The sequence below is a fragment of the Hymenobacter wooponensis genome, from assembly GCF_004745865.1.
Lineage (GTDB): Bacteria > Bacteroidota > Bacteroidia > Cytophagales > Hymenobacteraceae > Hymenobacter > Hymenobacter wooponensis.
The window spans coordinates 232669-250604 of sequence record NZ_SRKZ01000004.1; the positions used below are offsets into that span (position 1 = coordinate 232669).

The 17936-nt window shown below is 57.3% G+C and carries 9 protein-coding genes; 1 reads left to right on the plus strand and 8 read right to left on the minus strand.

Annotated features, from left to right (window positions below):
- Positions 1–534: 534 nt before the first annotated feature.
- Positions 535–3354, plus strand: coding sequence for a bifunctional transaldolase/phosoglucose isomerase (locus EU557_RS14725; protein WP_135531226.1), 2820 nt, complete (start codon positions 535–537; stop codon positions 3352–3354).
- Between the two features lie 312 nt (positions 3355–3666).
- Here the strand turns inward: EU557_RS14725 and EU557_RS14730 are convergent, their stop codons facing one another.
- The 8 genes from EU557_RS14730 to EU557_RS14765 form a co-directional block, all read right to left on the minus strand.
- A complete protein-coding gene (locus EU557_RS14730) occupies positions 3667–4716 on the minus strand; it encodes an aldose epimerase family protein (protein ID WP_135531227.1) in 1050 nt (349 codons plus the stop codon).
- 219 nt (positions 4717–4935) lie between these two features.
- Positions 4936–7233, minus strand: a complete 2298-nt coding sequence (locus tag EU557_RS14735) for a glycoside hydrolase family 127 protein (RefSeq protein ID WP_210116059.1) — start codon at positions 7231–7233, stop codon at positions 4936–4938.
- Positions 7234–7423: 190 nt separating this feature from the next.
- Complete coding sequence (locus EU557_RS14740; RefSeq protein ID WP_135531229.1) at positions 7424–10087, minus strand: glycosyl hydrolase 115 family protein; 2664 nt, start codon at positions 10085–10087, stop codon at positions 7424–7426.
- 98 nt (positions 10088–10185) lie between these two features.
- Positions 10186–11280 carry an endo-1,4-beta-xylanase gene (locus EU557_RS14745; RefSeq protein ID WP_135531230.1) on the minus strand — a complete coding sequence of 365 codons (1095 nt, stop codon included), beginning with the start codon at positions 11278–11280 and terminating at the stop codon, positions 10186–10188.
- A gap of 228 nt (positions 11281–11508) precedes the next feature.
- Positions 11509–13104, minus strand: a complete 1596-nt coding sequence (locus tag EU557_RS14750; RefSeq protein WP_135531231.1) for an alpha-N-arabinofuranosidase — start codon at positions 13102–13104, stop codon at positions 11509–11511.
- A 242-nt stretch (positions 13105–13346) separates the two neighbouring features.
- Positions 13347–14678: a xylose isomerase gene (gene xylA, locus EU557_RS14755; protein ID WP_135531232.1), complete on the minus strand. Its 1332-nt coding sequence runs from the start codon at positions 14676–14678 to the stop codon at positions 13347–13349.
- Positions 14656–16179, minus strand: a complete 1524-nt coding sequence (locus EU557_RS14760) for a xylulokinase (protein WP_135531233.1) — start codon at positions 16177–16179, stop codon at positions 14656–14658. The genes xylA and EU557_RS14760 overlap by 23 nt, the downstream gene beginning before the upstream one ends.
- Positions 16180–16705: 526 nt before the next feature.
- Positions 16706–17833, minus strand: a complete 1128-nt coding sequence (locus EU557_RS14765) for an endo-1,4-beta-xylanase (RefSeq protein ID WP_135531234.1) — start codon at positions 17831–17833, stop codon at positions 16706–16708.
- Positions 17834–17936 lie beyond the last annotated feature (103 nt).

Below are 17936 nucleotides of genomic sequence, written 5' to 3' on the forward strand. Positions count from 1 at the left end.
CAAAAGTTGCTTTCCCACTGACAGCACAGAGTAACAGCTCACCCGAGTATCTGTTCATTTACTGAATACCCTGCGACCAAAATCAAAAATAGGGGTTGAAACCGTAGCAACTGCCCATTTTCAGTCGAGTTGGCACTAGAGACTAACTCGAGCCAACCGGCAGCCTCGTAGAATCGCTTAATATTACACAATCGATTGTGAATATTCGGTCATTATTTTGCGTACTTGCCTCCGCGCTACACGTACCTTAGTCGCCTAGGCCAACTGAATTGCAGAGGTCTTGGCAGGATGGACTGCCCATTTGAATAATCGGTTCCTTGGCTGCGCACAGCCATCCCTAACAGGAGCCGGAATAGTCATTGAGAGAATATAGGGGCGCATTTAGCTTCCCGCAGTGCCTCGAACTTTTGTAGCTTTCCGCCGAAAATCGGGTTTTCGCCATATTGATCAGGGCGGCGGGTCCTGCCTGAACCTGCGCCTCTGCCCTATGGAGCGCACACGTAATTTAATCTTGCCCTACATACCTCATTCCTAATGAACGCACTAGTAGAAATTCGCCAATTCAACCAAAGCATTTGGCTCGACTTCATCCGTCGTAAGATTCTGGTAAACGGCGAGCTGCAAAAGCTCATCTCCGAAGACTCCCTGCGCGGCGTGACTTCGAACCCCGCCATTTTTGAGAAAGCCATTGGCGGCTCCGACGACTACGATGCAGCCATCCGTTCTTTGGCCCTGCAGAATAAATCGGTTGACGAAATCTACACCGAGCTGGCCATTGCCGACGTGCGGCTGGCCTGCGACCTGTTCCGCCCGCTTTACGACAGCAACGATAACTCCGGCGACGGCTACGTGAGCCTGGAAGTATCGCCGGAGCTGGTGAACGACACCGAGGGCACCATTGAGGAAGGCATGCGCTTCTGGAAAGCCGTAGACCGTCCCAACGTCATGATTAAGGTGCCCGCCACGCTGGAAGGCCTCCCCGCCATCCGCCGCCTCATCTCGGAGGGCATCAACGTAAACGTAACCCTGATCTTCGGGCTGGAGCGCTACCGCGCCGTGGCCGAAGCCTACATTGCGGGCCTCGAAGACCGCGCCGCGGCTGGCTTGCCCATTGACAACATTGCCTCCGTGGCCAGCTTCTTCCTCTCGCGCATTGACGTGCTGATTGACCCCATGCTGGAAAAGCTGGCGGCTGAAGGCGGTGAGAAAGGCGAACTGGCGCAAAGCCTCGTAGGCGAAGTAGCCCTCTCGAGCGCCAAGCAGGCCTACCAGATCTACAAAGAGATATTCGCAGGCGAGCGTTGGGCCCCACTTCAGCAGAAAGACGCTAACACCCAGCGCCTGTTGTGGGCCAGCACCGGCAACAAAAACCCCAAGTACGACGACCTGAAGTACGTGGAGTCGCTGATTGGGCCGCACACCGTAAACACAATTCCGCTGGAAACGCTGGACATCTTCCGCGAGAAGGGCAAGCCCGCTGTTCGTCTGGAAGAAGGAATTGAGAAGGCGGCCGATGTGCTGCGCCGTCTCCCGGAGCTGGGCATCAACCTGGAAGAACTGACCAACCAGCTGGAAACCGAAGGTGCTCAGAAATTCAAGGAGCCTTTTGGCAAATTGATGGCTGCGCTGGAAAAGCAGCGCCAGGACGCGCTAGCTGAAACCGTAGCCCCCGCCACCTACGAGCTAGGCCAGTACCAAGCTGATGTAGATGCTCAAATCAAGAAGTTCAACGAGCAGAACTTCACCGAGGGCTTCTGGCAGAAAGAGGCTTCGCTCTGGACCCAAGACGCCGAGGCGCAGGAGAGCATCCGCAGCTTCATGGGCTGGCTGCGCGTAGCCGAAACTATGGTAAGCGCCGTGCCCGAAATTGAGCAGTTTGTACAGGAAGTACGTGCCGCCGGTTTCAAGCACGTGGTAGTAATGGGCATGGGCGGCAGCTCCATGGCGCCCATCGTGTTCCAGAAGTCGTTTGAGCGCAGCGCCGATGGCCTGGAGGTATCAATTCTGGATACCACCGACCCCGGCACCGTTCGTCAGATTGAGGAAAGTGTGCCCCTGACCGAGACGCTGTTCATTGTAGCCAGCAAATCGGGCACCACGGCTGAGCCCCTGGCTTTCGGCGACTACTTCTACAACCGCCTCAAAGAACTCAAGGGCGACAAAGCCGGCGAGAACTTCGTGGCCATTACCGACCCCGGCTCTAAATTCATTGAGGCCGCCACGAAAGAGGGCTACCGCAAAATCTTCCTGAACTTCACGGAAGTAGGCGGCCGTTTCTCGGCTCTCACCTACTTCGGGCTGGTGCCTGCCGCCTTCTACGGCATTCCCGTGGGCGAGGTGCTGGAGCGCGCCATCCGAATGATGCGCGCCTGCGGCGCTTACGGCCCAGTAACCGAAAACCCCGGCCTGGAGCTGGGTGCCGCCCTGGGCGTACTGGCCGAGCAAGGCCGCGACAAGCTCACACTGGTAGTGCCACAGTCGTTGCACGACCTAGGCCTATGGCTGGAGCAGCTCATTGCCGAAAGCACCGGTAAGCTGGGCAAGGGCATTCTACCCGTAGCCGGCGAGCCGCTAACCGAGCCAAGCCTCTACGGTCAGGACCGCGTATTTGTGTACGTGGGCTACCAAAACGAAGCCGACGAGGCCAACCAGCAGAAGCTGCAGGCCCTGCAGCAAGCCGGCCACCCAGTTATCAGCATCCGGATGCAGGAGCCGCTGGACCTAGGCCAGGAGTTCTACCGCTGGGAAGTGGCTACGGCCGTGGCCAGCGCTGTATTCGGCATCAACCCCTTCGACCAGCCCAACGTGCAGGCCGCCAAAACCGCCACCGACCGCCTGATGAAGGAGGTGACGGAGAAAGGCCAGCTGCCCGAGGAAGAGAAAGCGCTGTCAGCCGATGGCCTGAGCTACTACGGCGTACCCGCCGCGGGCAAGGCGAGCGAGTTGCTCACCCAGTTCTTCCAGACCAATCCCGGCGACTACGTGTCTATTCAGGCGTACCTGACGGAGTCGCCAGCCCTAAACGAAGCCATGGACCAGCTGCGTGCCCTGCTGCAGAAGCGCCTGCACGTGGCTACCACGTTCGGCTACGGCCCCCGCTTCCTGCACTCAACCGGTCAGTACCACAAAGGCGGCCCCAACACCGGCCTGTTCCTGCAACTGACGGCAGAAAACCCCAACGACCTGCCCCTACCCGGCCGCTCATACACCTTCGGCACGCTGAAGAATGCCCAGGCCCAAGGTGACCTGCAGGCCCTGCGCGACTACGACCGCCGTACCCTACGCGTAGACCTCGGTGCCAACCCCGAGCAAGGTGTGCAGAAGCTCATCCAAGAGCTGTCGGCACAGGCCTAGGCCACTGCCTGACAGCGACTTTTCTTACGCAAAAAAGGCGACCAGCTAGCTGGTCGCCTTTTTTGCGTGCCTTGTCTGCACGTCAACCTGAGTGCAACGAAGGATCTTGTCACGGCAGCATGTGACGCTAGGCCAATCGTTCACTCGTGAGAAGATCCTTCGCGCTGCTCAGGATGACGTGCAAGTGGAGTCAAAGCATGTTTACCATATGCTATTTATAGGCCTAGAACCACAACGAAGCGGTAGAGATGCTTGCCTACGGCGACCTTCGGTTCGGCAAGCTCAGCATGATGTTCTGAAGACTATAAAATCTTACTGCTGCACGCTAAATCTGTATTCCGTGGTGGATTGATAGGTCTGGCCGGGCTGAAGGATGGTGTTGGGGAAGCTAGGCTGGTTTGGCGAGTCGGGGAAGTGTTGGGTTTCGAGGCAGAAGCCCGCGTTTTTGCCATACACTACGCCCTCTTTGCCGGTGAGGCTGCCGTCGAGAAAGTTGCCGGTGTAAAACTGCACGCCCGGCTCGTCGGTCAGTACCTCCATCACGCGGCACGTGGTGGGCTCTACCACTTTGGCGATGGGCTGCTGACCTTGGTTGAGCACCCAGTTATGGTCGTAGCCGCCGGGTACCTGGGCAATTCGCTCGCCGATGGCGTGGGGAGCAGTGAAATCGAACGGGGTGCCTTGCACGGGGCGCAGCTCGCCGGTCGGGATGGCTGTGTCATCTACCACCGTATAGCGGTCGGCGTGTAGGGTTACCTGGTGGCCTAGCACGTCGGGCAACTGGCCTAAGCCTAGGTTGAAGTAGGCGTGGTTAGTTAGGTTAATGGGCGTAGCCTGGTCAGTAGTGGCGGTGTACTCGATGCGTAGGGCATCGTCGTTGGTGAGGGTGTACACCACCTTCACCTCCAAGTTACCGGGGTAGCCTTCTTCTCCATCCTGGCTATGGTAAGTCAGCGTGAGGGTTTGGCCGTCGGCGGAAGTGCCAGGCTCGGCTTGCCACACTACTTTATCGAAGCCTTTGGAGCCCCCGTGCAAGCTGTTGGGCCCGTTGTTGGTAACCAGCGAGTACTCCTGCCCATCCAGCGTAAACTTGCCCTTGGCAATGCGGTTGCCGAAACGCCCTATCAGCGCCCCAAAGTACGGTCCCGATTTCAGATACTCGGGGCTTTGATAGCCGCTTACATTGTCGAAACCCAGCACCACATCCCCGAGCTGCCCGTTTTTGTCGGGTACTAGCAGGCTGGTTAGGGTGCCACCATAGTTGGTGATGGTTGCCCGCAGGCCGTTTTTATTGGTAAGCGTGAAAAGCTGGACTTCATGGCCATCAGTAGTGCGGCCAAATGGCACAACAGTAGAGTGCATAGCGGAAAGGTTAATAGAAAGATGGCACGCGTTGCTGCGGCCGGTTTATCGGCTTATAAACGGCTATGCCGGCAAACAAGTGGTGCTAAAGCAAGAAAACAGAACTTCTTCGCCGGCGAATACCTACGTGACCCAAGGCAAGTGTGTTCTTGACTGGCCTAGAGCGGACCCCATAAAATAGGCTACCGTTTCACGGGGCACACCCGAAGAAGCAGGGCTTTATTTCAGCAGGCGCACGTCAAATACGCCGCCAGCCGTCGAGCCAGCGGCTGCCTCAAACTTTACTACGAGCGTAGTAGGCGCGTTGGCTTGCTGCAGAGATTTGGGCAGTTCATAATCCACATCATAAAAGTCGCCCTGGGGGTTGCCCTGCAAGGTTACTTTCGTTAGTGGCGTACCATTCACCAGTATAGTGAACTGACGGTCTTTGTCGCCGCTGGAGTAGGTCACACGCAACGCACGGGCGGCGCGGTTGGGGTTGCCCAGGTTGTAGCTGAACCAGCCTTTGGCGTGCCGCCAGTGCCGGTTGCGGTGGCTACCCGATTCAGTTTGCTCGCCCTGAAACCCATGGTCTGACTCCGGCTGCTGCTCACCGGGCGTCACTTGGTCAACGGTACGAGCTTCCAGGGCCCGCTTTTCCTGATCCTTGCGCCGGATTTCTTCTTTGCGCGCTGCCAGACCTTCGGGGGTAGTCACGGGCCAGTACACCATGTAGCGGGCATCGTGAATCTGGGAGAACGGCACCAGGCGCACGTTGCGGTACTTGTCGGAGTCAATCAGTTTCGCTGCCGAAAATGTAAGGGGCTCACCTGGCACCGGCGTGATACCGGCAGCTACATCTTGGCCCGCCGAAACGAGTACTGGAGCATCCTCCAGTGGGTACAGCGGCCCGCTAGCTACGTGGGCCATGCGCTGGCCGTTCGCGTGCAGCCCCACCAAATCGGTGGTATCGGTAACGGCGGCCAGCACCACTGGCCCGTGCACAAACGACACCCAGGGCGAATGGTCTGGCATATACTCCGCCTTCGTCTGCATGGGCAGTGCCATTGTTACTACGTCGCCGGTGCGCCATTTGCGCTGCACCGTAACGTAGCCCGGCGAGAGCTTACTAGTAGTTGCTGGCTTGCCATTCACGAGCACTTGCATCTGCCCCGCTGGCAGCCAGTTGGGTTGCCGGATGCTGAGCGCAAACTGACGGGGCTTCTTCAGCTGCAGCTTTAACTGCGAGCGTTCTTCGCGGGGAAAAGTTGTTTCCTGGGTTAGCGTCAGGACTTGCTCGGGCCAGGTGAGGCGCGAGGGCAGAAACAGGTTTATCAGCACCTCTTGCTGCCCGCGGTGGGCGTAGGCCAGCTCGCCGTACTTGCCGTGGTTCTCCAGCCCCGACCCTACGCAGCACCAAAACCCTTCTTGCGGCTGCGAATACACGCGGTAGTGGCGGGGGCGCATGGGCGTGAAATACACGAACCCGCCCTGCCCCGGATGCTGTGTGGAGAGGATGTGGTTGTAGGTAGCCCGCTCGTAGTAGTCGAGGTAGCTGGTGGAGCCACTTGTCAAATACAACTGCTTGCTGAGCTTGAGCATGTTGTAGGTGTTGCACGTTTCCGGCCCCTCGGTGCTTTCCAGCATGGAGGTAAAATTGTTGTCCGGATTGAAGTGCTCACTCACGCTGTTGCCCCCAATAGATACGGTACGGTTTTCTGCCACCGTCTTCCAGAAGAAGGCCGCCGCACCAGCCCAAGCCGGGTCGCCGCCTACTTCTGCAATTCGCTCAAAGCCGATAATCTTTGGAATCTGCGTGTTGGCGTGCATACCGTTGAGTACGTCCTTGCCCGCCAGCAACGGGTCTAACACCGCGCGGTGCGAGAAGCGTTGGGCCAAGCGCAGGTATTTCGCATCACCCGTTAGCTGGGCCACATCGGCAAATATCTCGTTTAGGCCACCGTGCTCACTGCGTAGCATCTGCTGAATTTGCTCATCGGAAAGATTGGCCGTCAGATCAAGGCACCAATCCGTGAGTTTGATCAGCATTCCCTTCGCTTTCTCGTTGCCGCCTACCACGTACGCATCACGGAGGCCAGCGTAGGTTTTGTGCAGATTGTAGAGGGGCACCCACTTCTGGTTGAGCCCGAAGCTATTGGCATCGATGCGCCCTTCTTTTACCTGCTGCCACATGGCCCGGCCACCGGGCACGCCGCCCAAATAGCCATTTCCATTCTGCTGCTGGCACCGCTCCAGCTGGTCAATCATGTACGTGAGCCGCTGCTGCACTTGCGCGTCGGCAGTGGCGGCGTACATGTAGGCCAGTGCCGAGAGGTAATGCCCGCCCATGTGCCCGTCTAGGCCAGTATTTTCCCAGTTGCCATAGCGCTCGGCCTTGGTGGGTAAGCCGGCTTCGGCCAAGTAGGGCGCCAGCAACCGATCGGGGCTCAGCGCCAGCATGTAGGCTTTATCGGTTTGCTGAGCCACCTGAAAAGGGCTGGCCAGCAACTGCACTGCCGATACCGGAAAGGTTTCCAACAACTTTGTCTGGCCAGCAGCAAGCCCGGGGGCTAGCCAAGCACACAAAAGCAACCACCTATTCTGCATAACAATCAACTTGTTTCTGGCCAGCGTACTGCCGGGCCTTGTCTGTAATCAAATGGCAAAAGCAGCTTCCACCCAAGCCCGAAGGAAACTGGATGGAAGCTGCTTTCAAATATACGTTATGCTATCGGCGACCTACGCTGCCTTTGCCAGCGGCAGATCCTGAGGGGCTTTCTGGTGGGCCGAGGTAGCTGGCGGGCAGTTCGCCGCGGCTAACCACGAGCTTCTCCAGCACTACGCCGGGGTCTACGCGCCAGAACTTGAGGGTATGCGTGCCAGCGGCCGCTACGTTGTGTTGTGAGGTCTTGATGATGATGCTTTCAGCCACAGCCCGTTCCCAGGGTCTGTTGCCATTATCGGCCGTTAGGCCAGTGTGCAGATTCACAATCTGGGGCGCTTCATCGTCAATAGACACAGCGTAACGCAAACCTTGTCCGTTGGTAAAATTCAGTGTGGGTGCCAAGTAAGTGTGCACCGTAACGGGGCCGGCCTGCTGCAGCGTGATGGTGTACTGCAGGTGGGGCGACTGGCCACCGGGAGCAGCTTCCGGCGCAGCCTTTACGGGGAATGCCGTTACAGCGCCCAGGGTACGGCCTAAATCGGGCAGGTTTTGCCAGGTAACGGCGCCAGCATTTACCGCTTTGGTATAATGCTCGGCCTCAATGCTCACGTAGCCGTTGCCTTCCAGGAAACCTGCGCCGGTACCCGGTGCACCCACTGGCCTAGCAGCCGCAGCCGGCGCAACATTAGCCGTGGATGCGCTAGCGTTGGTCAGCGTTTTTACCTCGGGCATTTTTTGCTCGTTGGGCTGCTGCCAATACGTGTAGCCAATGTGGGTCTGGTCCATCATGTGGTTCCACTTGCCACCGGCCACGGCGTGGTAGCGTTTCGTGATTTCCGCATCCTTGGCATACAAGGCCTTGGCTTTTTCGGCCAGCTCATTCGTGTTAGCCTGTCCTTTCTTGGCGGCCTCGTGGTTAAGGGCCACGGTGTAGTAAAGCTCGTTCAGGTTAGCGCAGGCCTGCACTGGGTGGAGCACTAGCTGGTAATAGGCGTCGCGGGAGGCAGCGGGAATTTTCTGATTGATGGCTTCCGCACGAGCCAGCAACTTGTTGTAGTCGGCTACTACCGTGGCCCACTCGCCGGTAGCCAGGCTGTAGGTATTCTGATCCAGCAGCTCGGGCTTGCGGCGGGCGTTGTACTTGGCATACTTGGCCAGGATGTCGGCAATGTCGGTGGCGTTGCTGGCACCAAACTGCTGAGCCGCCCAGCGCTGGGTGTAGGCCGCTACATCGGTAGCCTTAATGCGGTTGGGGTTCCAGGCGTAGTCTAGGAAGAAGCTAATTGGCAGCTCCATGGGCTTCAGGTCGCCCACGTTCACAATCCAGATCTGGTTGGCGCCGTACTCGTGGGCCAAGTGCATTTGCTCCCAGATACGGGGCAGCGGGTTTGTATTGAGCCATTTGTAGTTACGAGGCCCACCCACGTAGTCGAAGTGGTAGTAGATGCCGTAGCCGCCGCTGCGGGCCTTTTCAGTTTGCTTAGGCAGCTTCCGGATATTGCCCCAGTTGTCGTCGCAGAGTAGCAGCGTTACATCGTCGGGCACGCGCATGCCACGGTCGTAGTAGTCCTGCACTTCCTTGTAGAGGGCCCAGAGCTGAGGCGTTTGCTCGGCAGGCTTGCCAGTAGCTTCAGCCAAAATTTTGCGCTGATCGGCCACAATCCGCTCAAGCAAGGAGATGTTGCTTTCCTCGCTCATGGGCTCGTCGCCGTCGCCGCGCATGCCAATGGTTACAATGCTCTCGTGAGTGCCCATGTTCACGATGCCCTGGCGCCAGAAATCCTGCAGCGTCTTCTGGTTGGTCTGGTAGTTCCAGGGCCCAGAGCCGTAGCGCTTCCATTCCTGCTGGGCGCGCAGCATGGGCTCGTGGTGAGAGGTACCCATTACTACGCCGTACTCATCGGCCAGCACGGGGCTTTGTTTATCGTCGTCGTTGAAGGCATTGCCCCACATAGCGGGCCACAGGTAGTTGCCCTTCAGGCGCAGAATCAACTCAAACACATGCACGTACATTTTGGAGTTGATGCCCCCGAATTTCTCCTTGGCCCAGCCACTCAGTGCGGGCGCTTCGTCGTTCAGGAAGATGCCGCGGTACTTCACCGCCGGCTCGCCCTGTGAATGACGACCCGCCGCTACGTACAGCGACTTCTGCTCCTTTACCGGCACATCGGCCCACCAGTACCACGGCGATACGCCCATCTGCTGCGACACGTCATAGATGCCATAGATGGTGCCGCGCTTGTCGCTGCCGGCAATTACCAGCGCACGATCCACGCCCGGCATCGGCTTCTCCACTACTTGCACCAACGATACCTCCCACTTCCCGGCAATACCCGACACATCGAGCTTCTTATCCTTTACCAGCTGATCGATGAGTGGGCTTTTGCCCAGCGTACCAATGAGTACTACCTCTTTGCCCTTCGGCGACTGATCGGTAGTCAGTGTCGGTTGCAGCTTAGTTACGCGGTTGATATCAGCCTGCAGGTCTTTGGCGGCGCGCAGCACACCAGGCCAGTCGGAGGAGCTGGCAAACAGCGGCGCGGTTTTGCCGGAAGCCGCCAAGGTAAAGCTGCCTTTGCTCTTCTTCGCAGAAACATACGCATCGCCTAGGCCAGGCGGCGTGTCTGCCCAGCTTGGGGTGTAGGCCAGTAAGAGGAGCAGAAACGCCCCGAACAGCCAGCGCGCAAACTTTGCGGGCCTTGCAGTGTGGGAATGTGGAGTGAACATGAGAGCGGGAAAGGAATGAGCTGATTAGCTACGACTATATTATTAGGGAACCAGCCTCCCTCCTTTCCGAAGAAGGCAGGGAAGCTGGTTCTATGGTGTTAAAACTTCACTACTTCCTGATAGGCTTTCTTAGGCTTCAGGTTTTGATCGAAGAGCAAAGGATAGTTTTTGCGGCCAGCCACGGGGTAAGTATCCAGCCAGCTGTACTGATCCGACACGTTCCAGAAGGTAACACCCGTCATCACGTTCTTATAGTCCCGGAACACGCGGAAGAACATCTTGTACTGCTCAGCCTGCTTCTGCTCCAGCTCCGGCGTGTAGGCATCCGACTCGCCCGGGCGCCGCTCGCGCCGCTCCTTCTCCCACGGGTAGATGGACACGTCAAGCTCGGTAATCTGCACTTTCAACCCCAGGGATGAATACTGCTCAATGGCCTTGCGCAGCTCCGCCTCGGTGGGTTCCTGCAACGACCAGTGCCCTTGCAGGCCTACAGCATCAATCGGCACTTTGGCATCCTTGAGCTTCTTGAGCAGCTTGTACACCCGCTCCCGCTTTTCGGGGCGCTCGGTGTTGTAGTCGTTGTAAAACAGTATAGCCTTGGGGTCAGCCTCGTGGGCGTATTCAAAGGCTTTGGCAATGAAATCCTCGCCGCAGATCTTGTACCACTCTGAGTCGCGCAAGAACTCGTTGGGGTTGTCGGAAATGGCTTCATTCACCACGTCCCAGGCGTAGATTTTGCCCTTGTAGCGCTTTACTACCGTGAAAATGTGGTCGTGCAGGCGCTTCAGCAGCACTTCCTTGCTCACCTGCTTGCCTTCGGCGTCCTTGAACAACCACTTGGGCGTCTGCTCATGCCAGAGCAAGTTGTGGCCGCGTACGCGCAGCTTGTTCTGCTGGGCAAAGTCTACAATGGCGTCGGCGTCGGTCCAGAAGTAGCGGTTTTCCTCCGGATGGATCGGGCCCATTTTCATGGCGTTTTCCGGCGTCACGCTGTTAAACTGCTGCTTGATCAGCTCCGCCTCAGCGCCTTTCAGCTGCTGCGCGCCCACGGCTACTCCAATTGGGAAATAGTTTTTGTAGGCCTCTTTCAGAGTTTTCTCGGGAGCGGGGCGCTGACTGCTGAGCAGGCCTAGGCCACCCATCAACAGGGCCGCCAAGGAGAGTTTGCGTACAGGGAACAGGGTGGTTTTCATATGGATCGGAAGGGTATTATCTGAACGTCAAGGTGAGCTTGCTGACGATACCAGTTTGTAGAGACGCGACACTTCGCGTCTCAATCGCTGCTGATGTTGTTTACCTGCCTTTGTTCTAGGCCAGTCGTTCAACGCCGAGACGCCATGTGTGGCGTCTCTACAGCGTTCTTAGCTCAGCACGATACACTGCAGCGGCACTAAGCAGGACATTCTTTTTTATTCATTTTACTACTTCAGCTCTAGCACCACCACCGACTGTGGCGGCACTTCCACAGCCAGCTTGTCGCCGCGCTTTTTGGCGCCGTTGAAGCTGGCTAGCTTCACATTGTTGGGCTTCTCGAAGGTGTTGTAGTCGTTGACTTTGGGCGAGGTCAGAATGCGGCCGGAAACGGATTTCCAGTTCACGCCTGCCAAGGCTGTTTCCAGCTTCTGGCTCTTCTTGGTATCGAGGTTGACCAGGGAAATATGGACCATTCCGTTCTTATCCTTCGAGGCCGAGGCGTTGAGCGCCGGGATTTTCTCGCTGCCCATCACATACTCTGGGCTGATGAACTGCAAGGGCAGCAGCTGCGCATCCTGGTGCACTTGGTACAGGTCGAAGACGTGGTAGGTGGGCGTAAGCAGCATGCGCTCCTTGTCCGTCAGCACCAGGGCTTGCAACACGTTTACAGCCTGGGCCAGGTTGGCCCCGCGTACCCGCTCGGCGTGGTTGTTGAAGATATTGAGCGTGGTACCGGCCACTAGTGCGTCGCGCAGGGAGTTTTGCTGGTATAGGAAACCGGGGTTGGTGCCGGGCTCCACATCGGTCCACACACCCCACTCGTCTACCAGCAGCGCCACCTTTTTCTGGGGGTCGTACTTGTCCATAATGGCGGAGTGGCGCGTCACGATGTCCTCCATTTTGAGGCAGTTGCGCATGGTATTGAAGTACTCCTGCTCGTTGAAGCCGGTGGCCTTGCCCTTGCTGCCCGTCCAGCTGCCGGTGGGCAGCGTGTACTGGTGCAGCGTCAGGCCCCACATCATGTTCAGCGGAATCTTCTTCATGCAGGTTTCCGTCCAGTTGGCATCGTCGCCGTTGGCCCCGCTCACGATTTTCTTGAGCGGCGGACTGTCGGGGTAGTTATGCGCGAAGGTGGCGTAGCGCTTATACACATCGGTGTAATAGTCGGCCGTCATGTTGCCGCCGCAGCCCCAGCTTTCGTTGCCAATGCCCCACCACGACACGCCGTACGGCTCCGGGTGGCCGTTCTTGCGGCGCTCCATTACCAGGGGCGTATCACTGTTAGAGTTGAGATACTCCATCCAGCCGGCCATTTCCTGCACGGTGCCGCTGCCTACATTGGCCGCCAGATAAGGCTCGGTGCCAAGCAGCTTACACAGCTCTAGGAACTCGTGCGTGCCGAAGGAGTTGTCCTCCAGATTATTGCCCCACCACATGTTGAGCATTTTGGGGCGCTGAGCCGTGGGCCCCACCCCATCATGCCAGTGGTACGTATCGGCAAAGCAGCCGCCTGGCCAGCGCAGGTTTGGCACTTTAATCTTGCGCAGAGCCTCCACAATATCCATCCGGATGCGGCCTTGTTTAGGCACGTTCAGCTTTTCATCCACCCAAAACCCATCGTACACACAGCGGCCCAGGTGTTCCGCAAAATGCCCGTAAATGTGCTTGCTAACCTGCACCTTCGGGTCGCCGGGCTGCACGGTCATTTGCACGGTTTGGGCCGCGGCCCCGTAGGCCAGCCCTAGGCCTATCCCCAGAGTCAGGGTAACTTGATGAAAGACTGATTTTGCGATACTACTGGGCGGGGTGCAGAAAAAGTGCATGGAGGGAGAAGACGGGTGGAAGTAGATGGGCACAAAAAAACGTCATGCTGAGCGAAGTCGAATCATCTGGTGTGCTGAGGTTGAGGTACTATCCCAACGCCACCACGCGAGATGCTTCGACTTCGCTCAGCATGACGTTCTAAACGGGGTACTGCTACCCCTTATTTCTACAGATAAAACGGCCCCGGCCGGCCCCCCAATTCCCTTTCCCCTGAGTTGCCAGCCGGTTTCGTTTTATTCTGTTAGATGTATTGGTTGATGATGGCCTCCAGCCACTCCTGCTTGCCGCTGCGGGGTACTGGCTCACCGGTTTTGTGGGCAATTGCGCGCAGGTCTTCCAGCGTGAGCTGACCGTTCTCGAAGGCCTGACCTTCACCCGAATCAAACGAAGCGTAGCGCTCCGTGCGGAACTTGCGGTAGGGCGACTTCTCCAGGATGTCGTTAGCTACTACCAGGGCGCGGGCGAAGGTGTCCATGCCGCTGATGTGGGCGATGAAGATATCCTCCAGGTCGGTGGAGTTGCGACGGGTTTTGGCGTCGAAGTTGATGCCGCCAGGCGTGATGCCACCCGCTTCCAGAATGATGAGCATTGACTCAGTCAGCTCGTTCAGGTTGTTGGGGAACTGGTCGGTGTCCCAGCCGTTCTGGTAGTCACCGCGGTTGGCATCCATTGAGCCCAGCATGCCAGCATCAGCAGCTACCTGCAGCTCGTGCTGGAAGGTGTGGCCAGCCAGCGTGGCGTGGTTTACTTCCAGGTTCAGCATGAAGTCGTTCTCCAGGCCGTGCTCCTTCAGGAAGCCGATTACGGTAGCAGCGTCGAAGTCGTACTGGTGCTTGGTGGGCTCAGCGGGCTTAGGCTCGATGAAGAACTTACCGGTGAAGCCTTGCTTGCGAGCGTAGTCGCGGGCCATGGTCAGGAAGCGCGCCATGTGGGCCTGCTCCCGCTTCATGTCGGTGTTGAGCAGGGTCATGTAGCCCTCGCGGCCACCCCAGAACACGTAGTTCTCGCCACCCAGCGCGATGGTTGCATCCAGCGCGTTCAGCACCTGCGTACCAGCGTGCGCCACCACCTGGAAATCGGGGTTGGTGCTTGCGCCGTTCATGTAGCGCGGGTTCGAGAACACGTTGGCCGTGCCCCACAGCAGCTTCACGCCGCTAGCGGCCTGGTGCTCCTTGGCGTAGTCAACGATGGTCTGGAGGTTGCGCTCATACTCCTGCAGGGAGGAGCCCTCGTCTACTAGGTCAATATCGTGGAAGCAGTAGTAGGGTGTGCCGAGTTTGGTGAAGAACTCGAAGGCAGCATCCATTTTGTCTTTGGCGCGGCCAATGATTTCACCCTGGGCATCCCAGGCAAACTGCTTGGTGCCGGGGCCGAATGGGTCGCCGCCGGTGCCGGTGAACGTGTGCCAGTAGGACACTGCAAAGCGCAGGTGCTCCTTCATGGTCTTGCCCGCTACAATGCGGTTCTCATCGTACCACTTAAAGGCAAGCGGGTTATCAGACTCGCGGCCTTCAAAGCGGATGGTATCGATGCCGGTGAAAAACTCCGTCTTAGAAAGCGTGTTGGTGGACATGCCGTTGGGTGGTTTGTTGTGGTAGAATAGAATTCAAGTTTTCTTGCCAGCGGGCGTAGGCCACCTGGTATTGCTCTTGCAGCTCGGGCGTAGGCGTCTGCGTCAGGATGCGCTCTAGGCCAACAAAAGCGTCGTCGGTGCTGGCGTACACGCCCGCTCCCACGCCGGCGCCACGGGCCGCGCCCTGGGCTGCATCGGTGTTGTAGAGTTCCAGCTCTACTCCGGCGCAGTTCACGAAAGCTTCCCGGAACACCGGGCTCAGGAACATATTGGCGTTGCCGGCGCGCACCTTGCGCACCTGCACGCCCGACTGGCGCATGATGTCAATGCCATAGTTGAGGGCGAAGACGATGCCCTCCTGGGCGGCACGCAGCACGTGGTTGCGGCTGTGCACGTTGAAGTTTAGACCACGCAGCTCAGCGTTGGTAGGCCGGTTTTCGAGGATGCGCTCGGCGCCGTTGCCGAAGGGCAGGAACACGAGGCCCTCCGCTCCTACCGGTGCTTGCGCGGCCAGTTGGTTCATTTCGTCGTAGGGCAGTTCCCCTACCACTTTGCGCAGCCAGCTATTCAGAATGCCGGTGCCGTTCATGCACATCAGCACGCCATTCTTGGGCTGCTCGGGAGTGCTGTTTACGTGCACGAAGGCATTTACCCGGGAGCGGGGGTCGGCAGTGGGCGTTTCGCTGATACCGTATACCACGCCGCTCGTTCCGGCCGTAGCGGCTATTTCGCCGGCGTGCAGCACGTTGAGGGAGAAGGCATTGTTGGGCTGGTCGCCGGCCCGGTAGCTGATGGGCGTACCGGCGTGCAGGCCTAGCTCCTGCGCAGCCTCCGGCGTGAGCCGGCCCTGCTCCGAGAAGGTTTCTACCACCTCGGGCAGCAGGTCGTGGCTAATGCCGTAGTAGTCCAGCAAGTCCTGCGCAATGGCCTGCTCCCGGAAGTTCCAGAACACCCCTTCCGACAAGCCCGATACCGTAGTCTGCATCAGGCCGGTCATCTGGTAGGCGATATAGTCGCCGGGCAGCTGAATCTTATAAATCTGCGCGTACAGGTCGGGCTCGTTTTCCTTTACCCACTTCAGCTTAGAAGCGGTAAAGTTGCCCGGTGAGTTCAGGTAGTTGCTGAGGCAGTGCTCCTCGCCCAGCTCAGCAAACGCTTGGTTACCCAGGTCCACGGCGCGGCTGTCGCACCAGATGATGGCGGGGCGCAGCACTTTGCCCTGCTTATCAAGCAGAACAAGGCCGTGCATTTGATACGTGATGCCGATGCCGGCTACCAGGGAAGCATCGAAGCCGTAGTTATGCTTAAGCTCCTGGGTAGCATTGATGGCTTCCTGCCACCACCGCTCGGGGCGCTGCTCTGCCCAGTCGGCCGCCTCCACGGTAATCTCCATCTCCTTCTTGGGCGACGTGACGCTAGCCAGGCATTTGCCCGTTTCAGCGTTAAGCAGAGCTACCTTAATAGAGGAGCTTCCGATATCAAACCCGAGTAGGTATTTCATGGGTGGAACTGCAGTGAAGCGTCGTTGGTGAGAGCGGCACAACCCACTCACACGATAAAATTATATTTTCGATACAAGATCCAGCGCTAGAGCTAACATGGTGTGTAACCACTCACCCCCCGCTTTGCCCTCATTTCGTTATCGAATATACAGCAACAAATAGTATCGCACGACAAATGAAAAAGGCCTCAATTGGCTAAAATTCAAATAAAAATATCGAAACCGTTTCCGGAAACGGTTTCGATAGCAAGTTGCCCGCAATTTTATTTTCGTAGAATATCTTCAAATAATGAAACGCATAAAGCGCGAGCCATTTTCGAATGACTCGCGCTTTATAGCAAATAGTACCATTTATTTAAACAAGCCCATTCTGCTAGGCCAGTGCTTTACTTTATATACAACCAAGTGGCCACCCTGGCACCCTGAGTATAACGCTTCAGTGGCCTAGCAACTATGAGTACGCTGCCCTAAGGCCTGCTTTTTATTGAGCTGTGAATCTGGCAGACATGCCCTATACTATAGTATATTACTTGCTTTTCTGGGCCGCTTGCACTACTGCCTGAAAGGCTGGCTTAGACTCATAATTACGATCAAACAATAGTGGGTAGCTGGTGCGGCCTTTAATGGGCCAATCATTCAACCAGGAATCTGCATCTGTAACGCCCCATAAGGTGATGCGGTCAATGACGTCGCGGTGCTTGTGGAACAGCGCAAACAGGTCAGCATACCGCTTGGTTAGCTGTTGCTGCACAGAGTCGGGCAGACTTGCCTGGTAAGGATTGTATTGCGTGGCTGCGGCGTAGTTTTCGGAAATATCGGCACCTCCCTGACGGCGGCTAGGCTTAGGCAGCACATCAACGTCCAGCTCAGTAAAGTTGACATGCACCCCCAATTTCGAGAAGGCCACTATACTGGCCTCAATCTGCTCAATACTGGGCTGTTTCAGGCCGTAATGCCCCTGCATCCCAATAGCCGTTACCTTGATGCCTTTTGCCTGCAAGCCTTTCACCAACTTAATCACTCCATCCCGCTTTTCCGGGCGGTAGAGGCTGTAGTCATTATAGTAGAGCTCCGCTTTCGGGTCGGCTTTGTGGGCATACTCAAAGGCTTTGGCGGCGAAGTCTTCGCCAAGGATTTCCAGCCACTTGGTTTTGCGCAGATCGCCTTGCTGGTCATCAATAGCTTCATTTACCACATCCCAACCGCCAATCTTTCCCTTGTAGCGCCCAACTACGGTGTTAATGTGCTCTTCCAGACGCTTTAATAGCACCTCCCGGCTTACCGGCTTGCCGGCCTCATCCTCAAACACCCACTTCGGCGTTTGCTGATGCCACATGAGCGTATGCCCAATGATGAACATCTTATTCTGCTGCCCAAATGCCACGTACTCATCGGCGGGCTTGAAGTTATACGTAGTGGGCTGCGGATGCACCGGCCCCCACTTAAGCAGATTCTCGGGGCTGATGGTGTTGAACTGCTGCTTAATCAGGGCCGAGGCTTTGGCATCCTGGCCACTAATCTGCCGGTAGTTAAGCGCTGTCCCCACGTAAAAATCCTTTTTGAACGTGTCTTTCAGCGTGGGCTGCGCCTTTTGCACAAACCCCAGGGCCACACCAGCTAAGGCAGTGGAAAGCAGAATGTTTCTTGTTTTCATAGATAAGGTATTACAGAGGGCCGGGGTTAGCTGATGTACTTCTGTATGAGCACAGCCCGTACGGGTATAATGGCGTTACGCCATTCCTGTTGTGCTTCAGAGG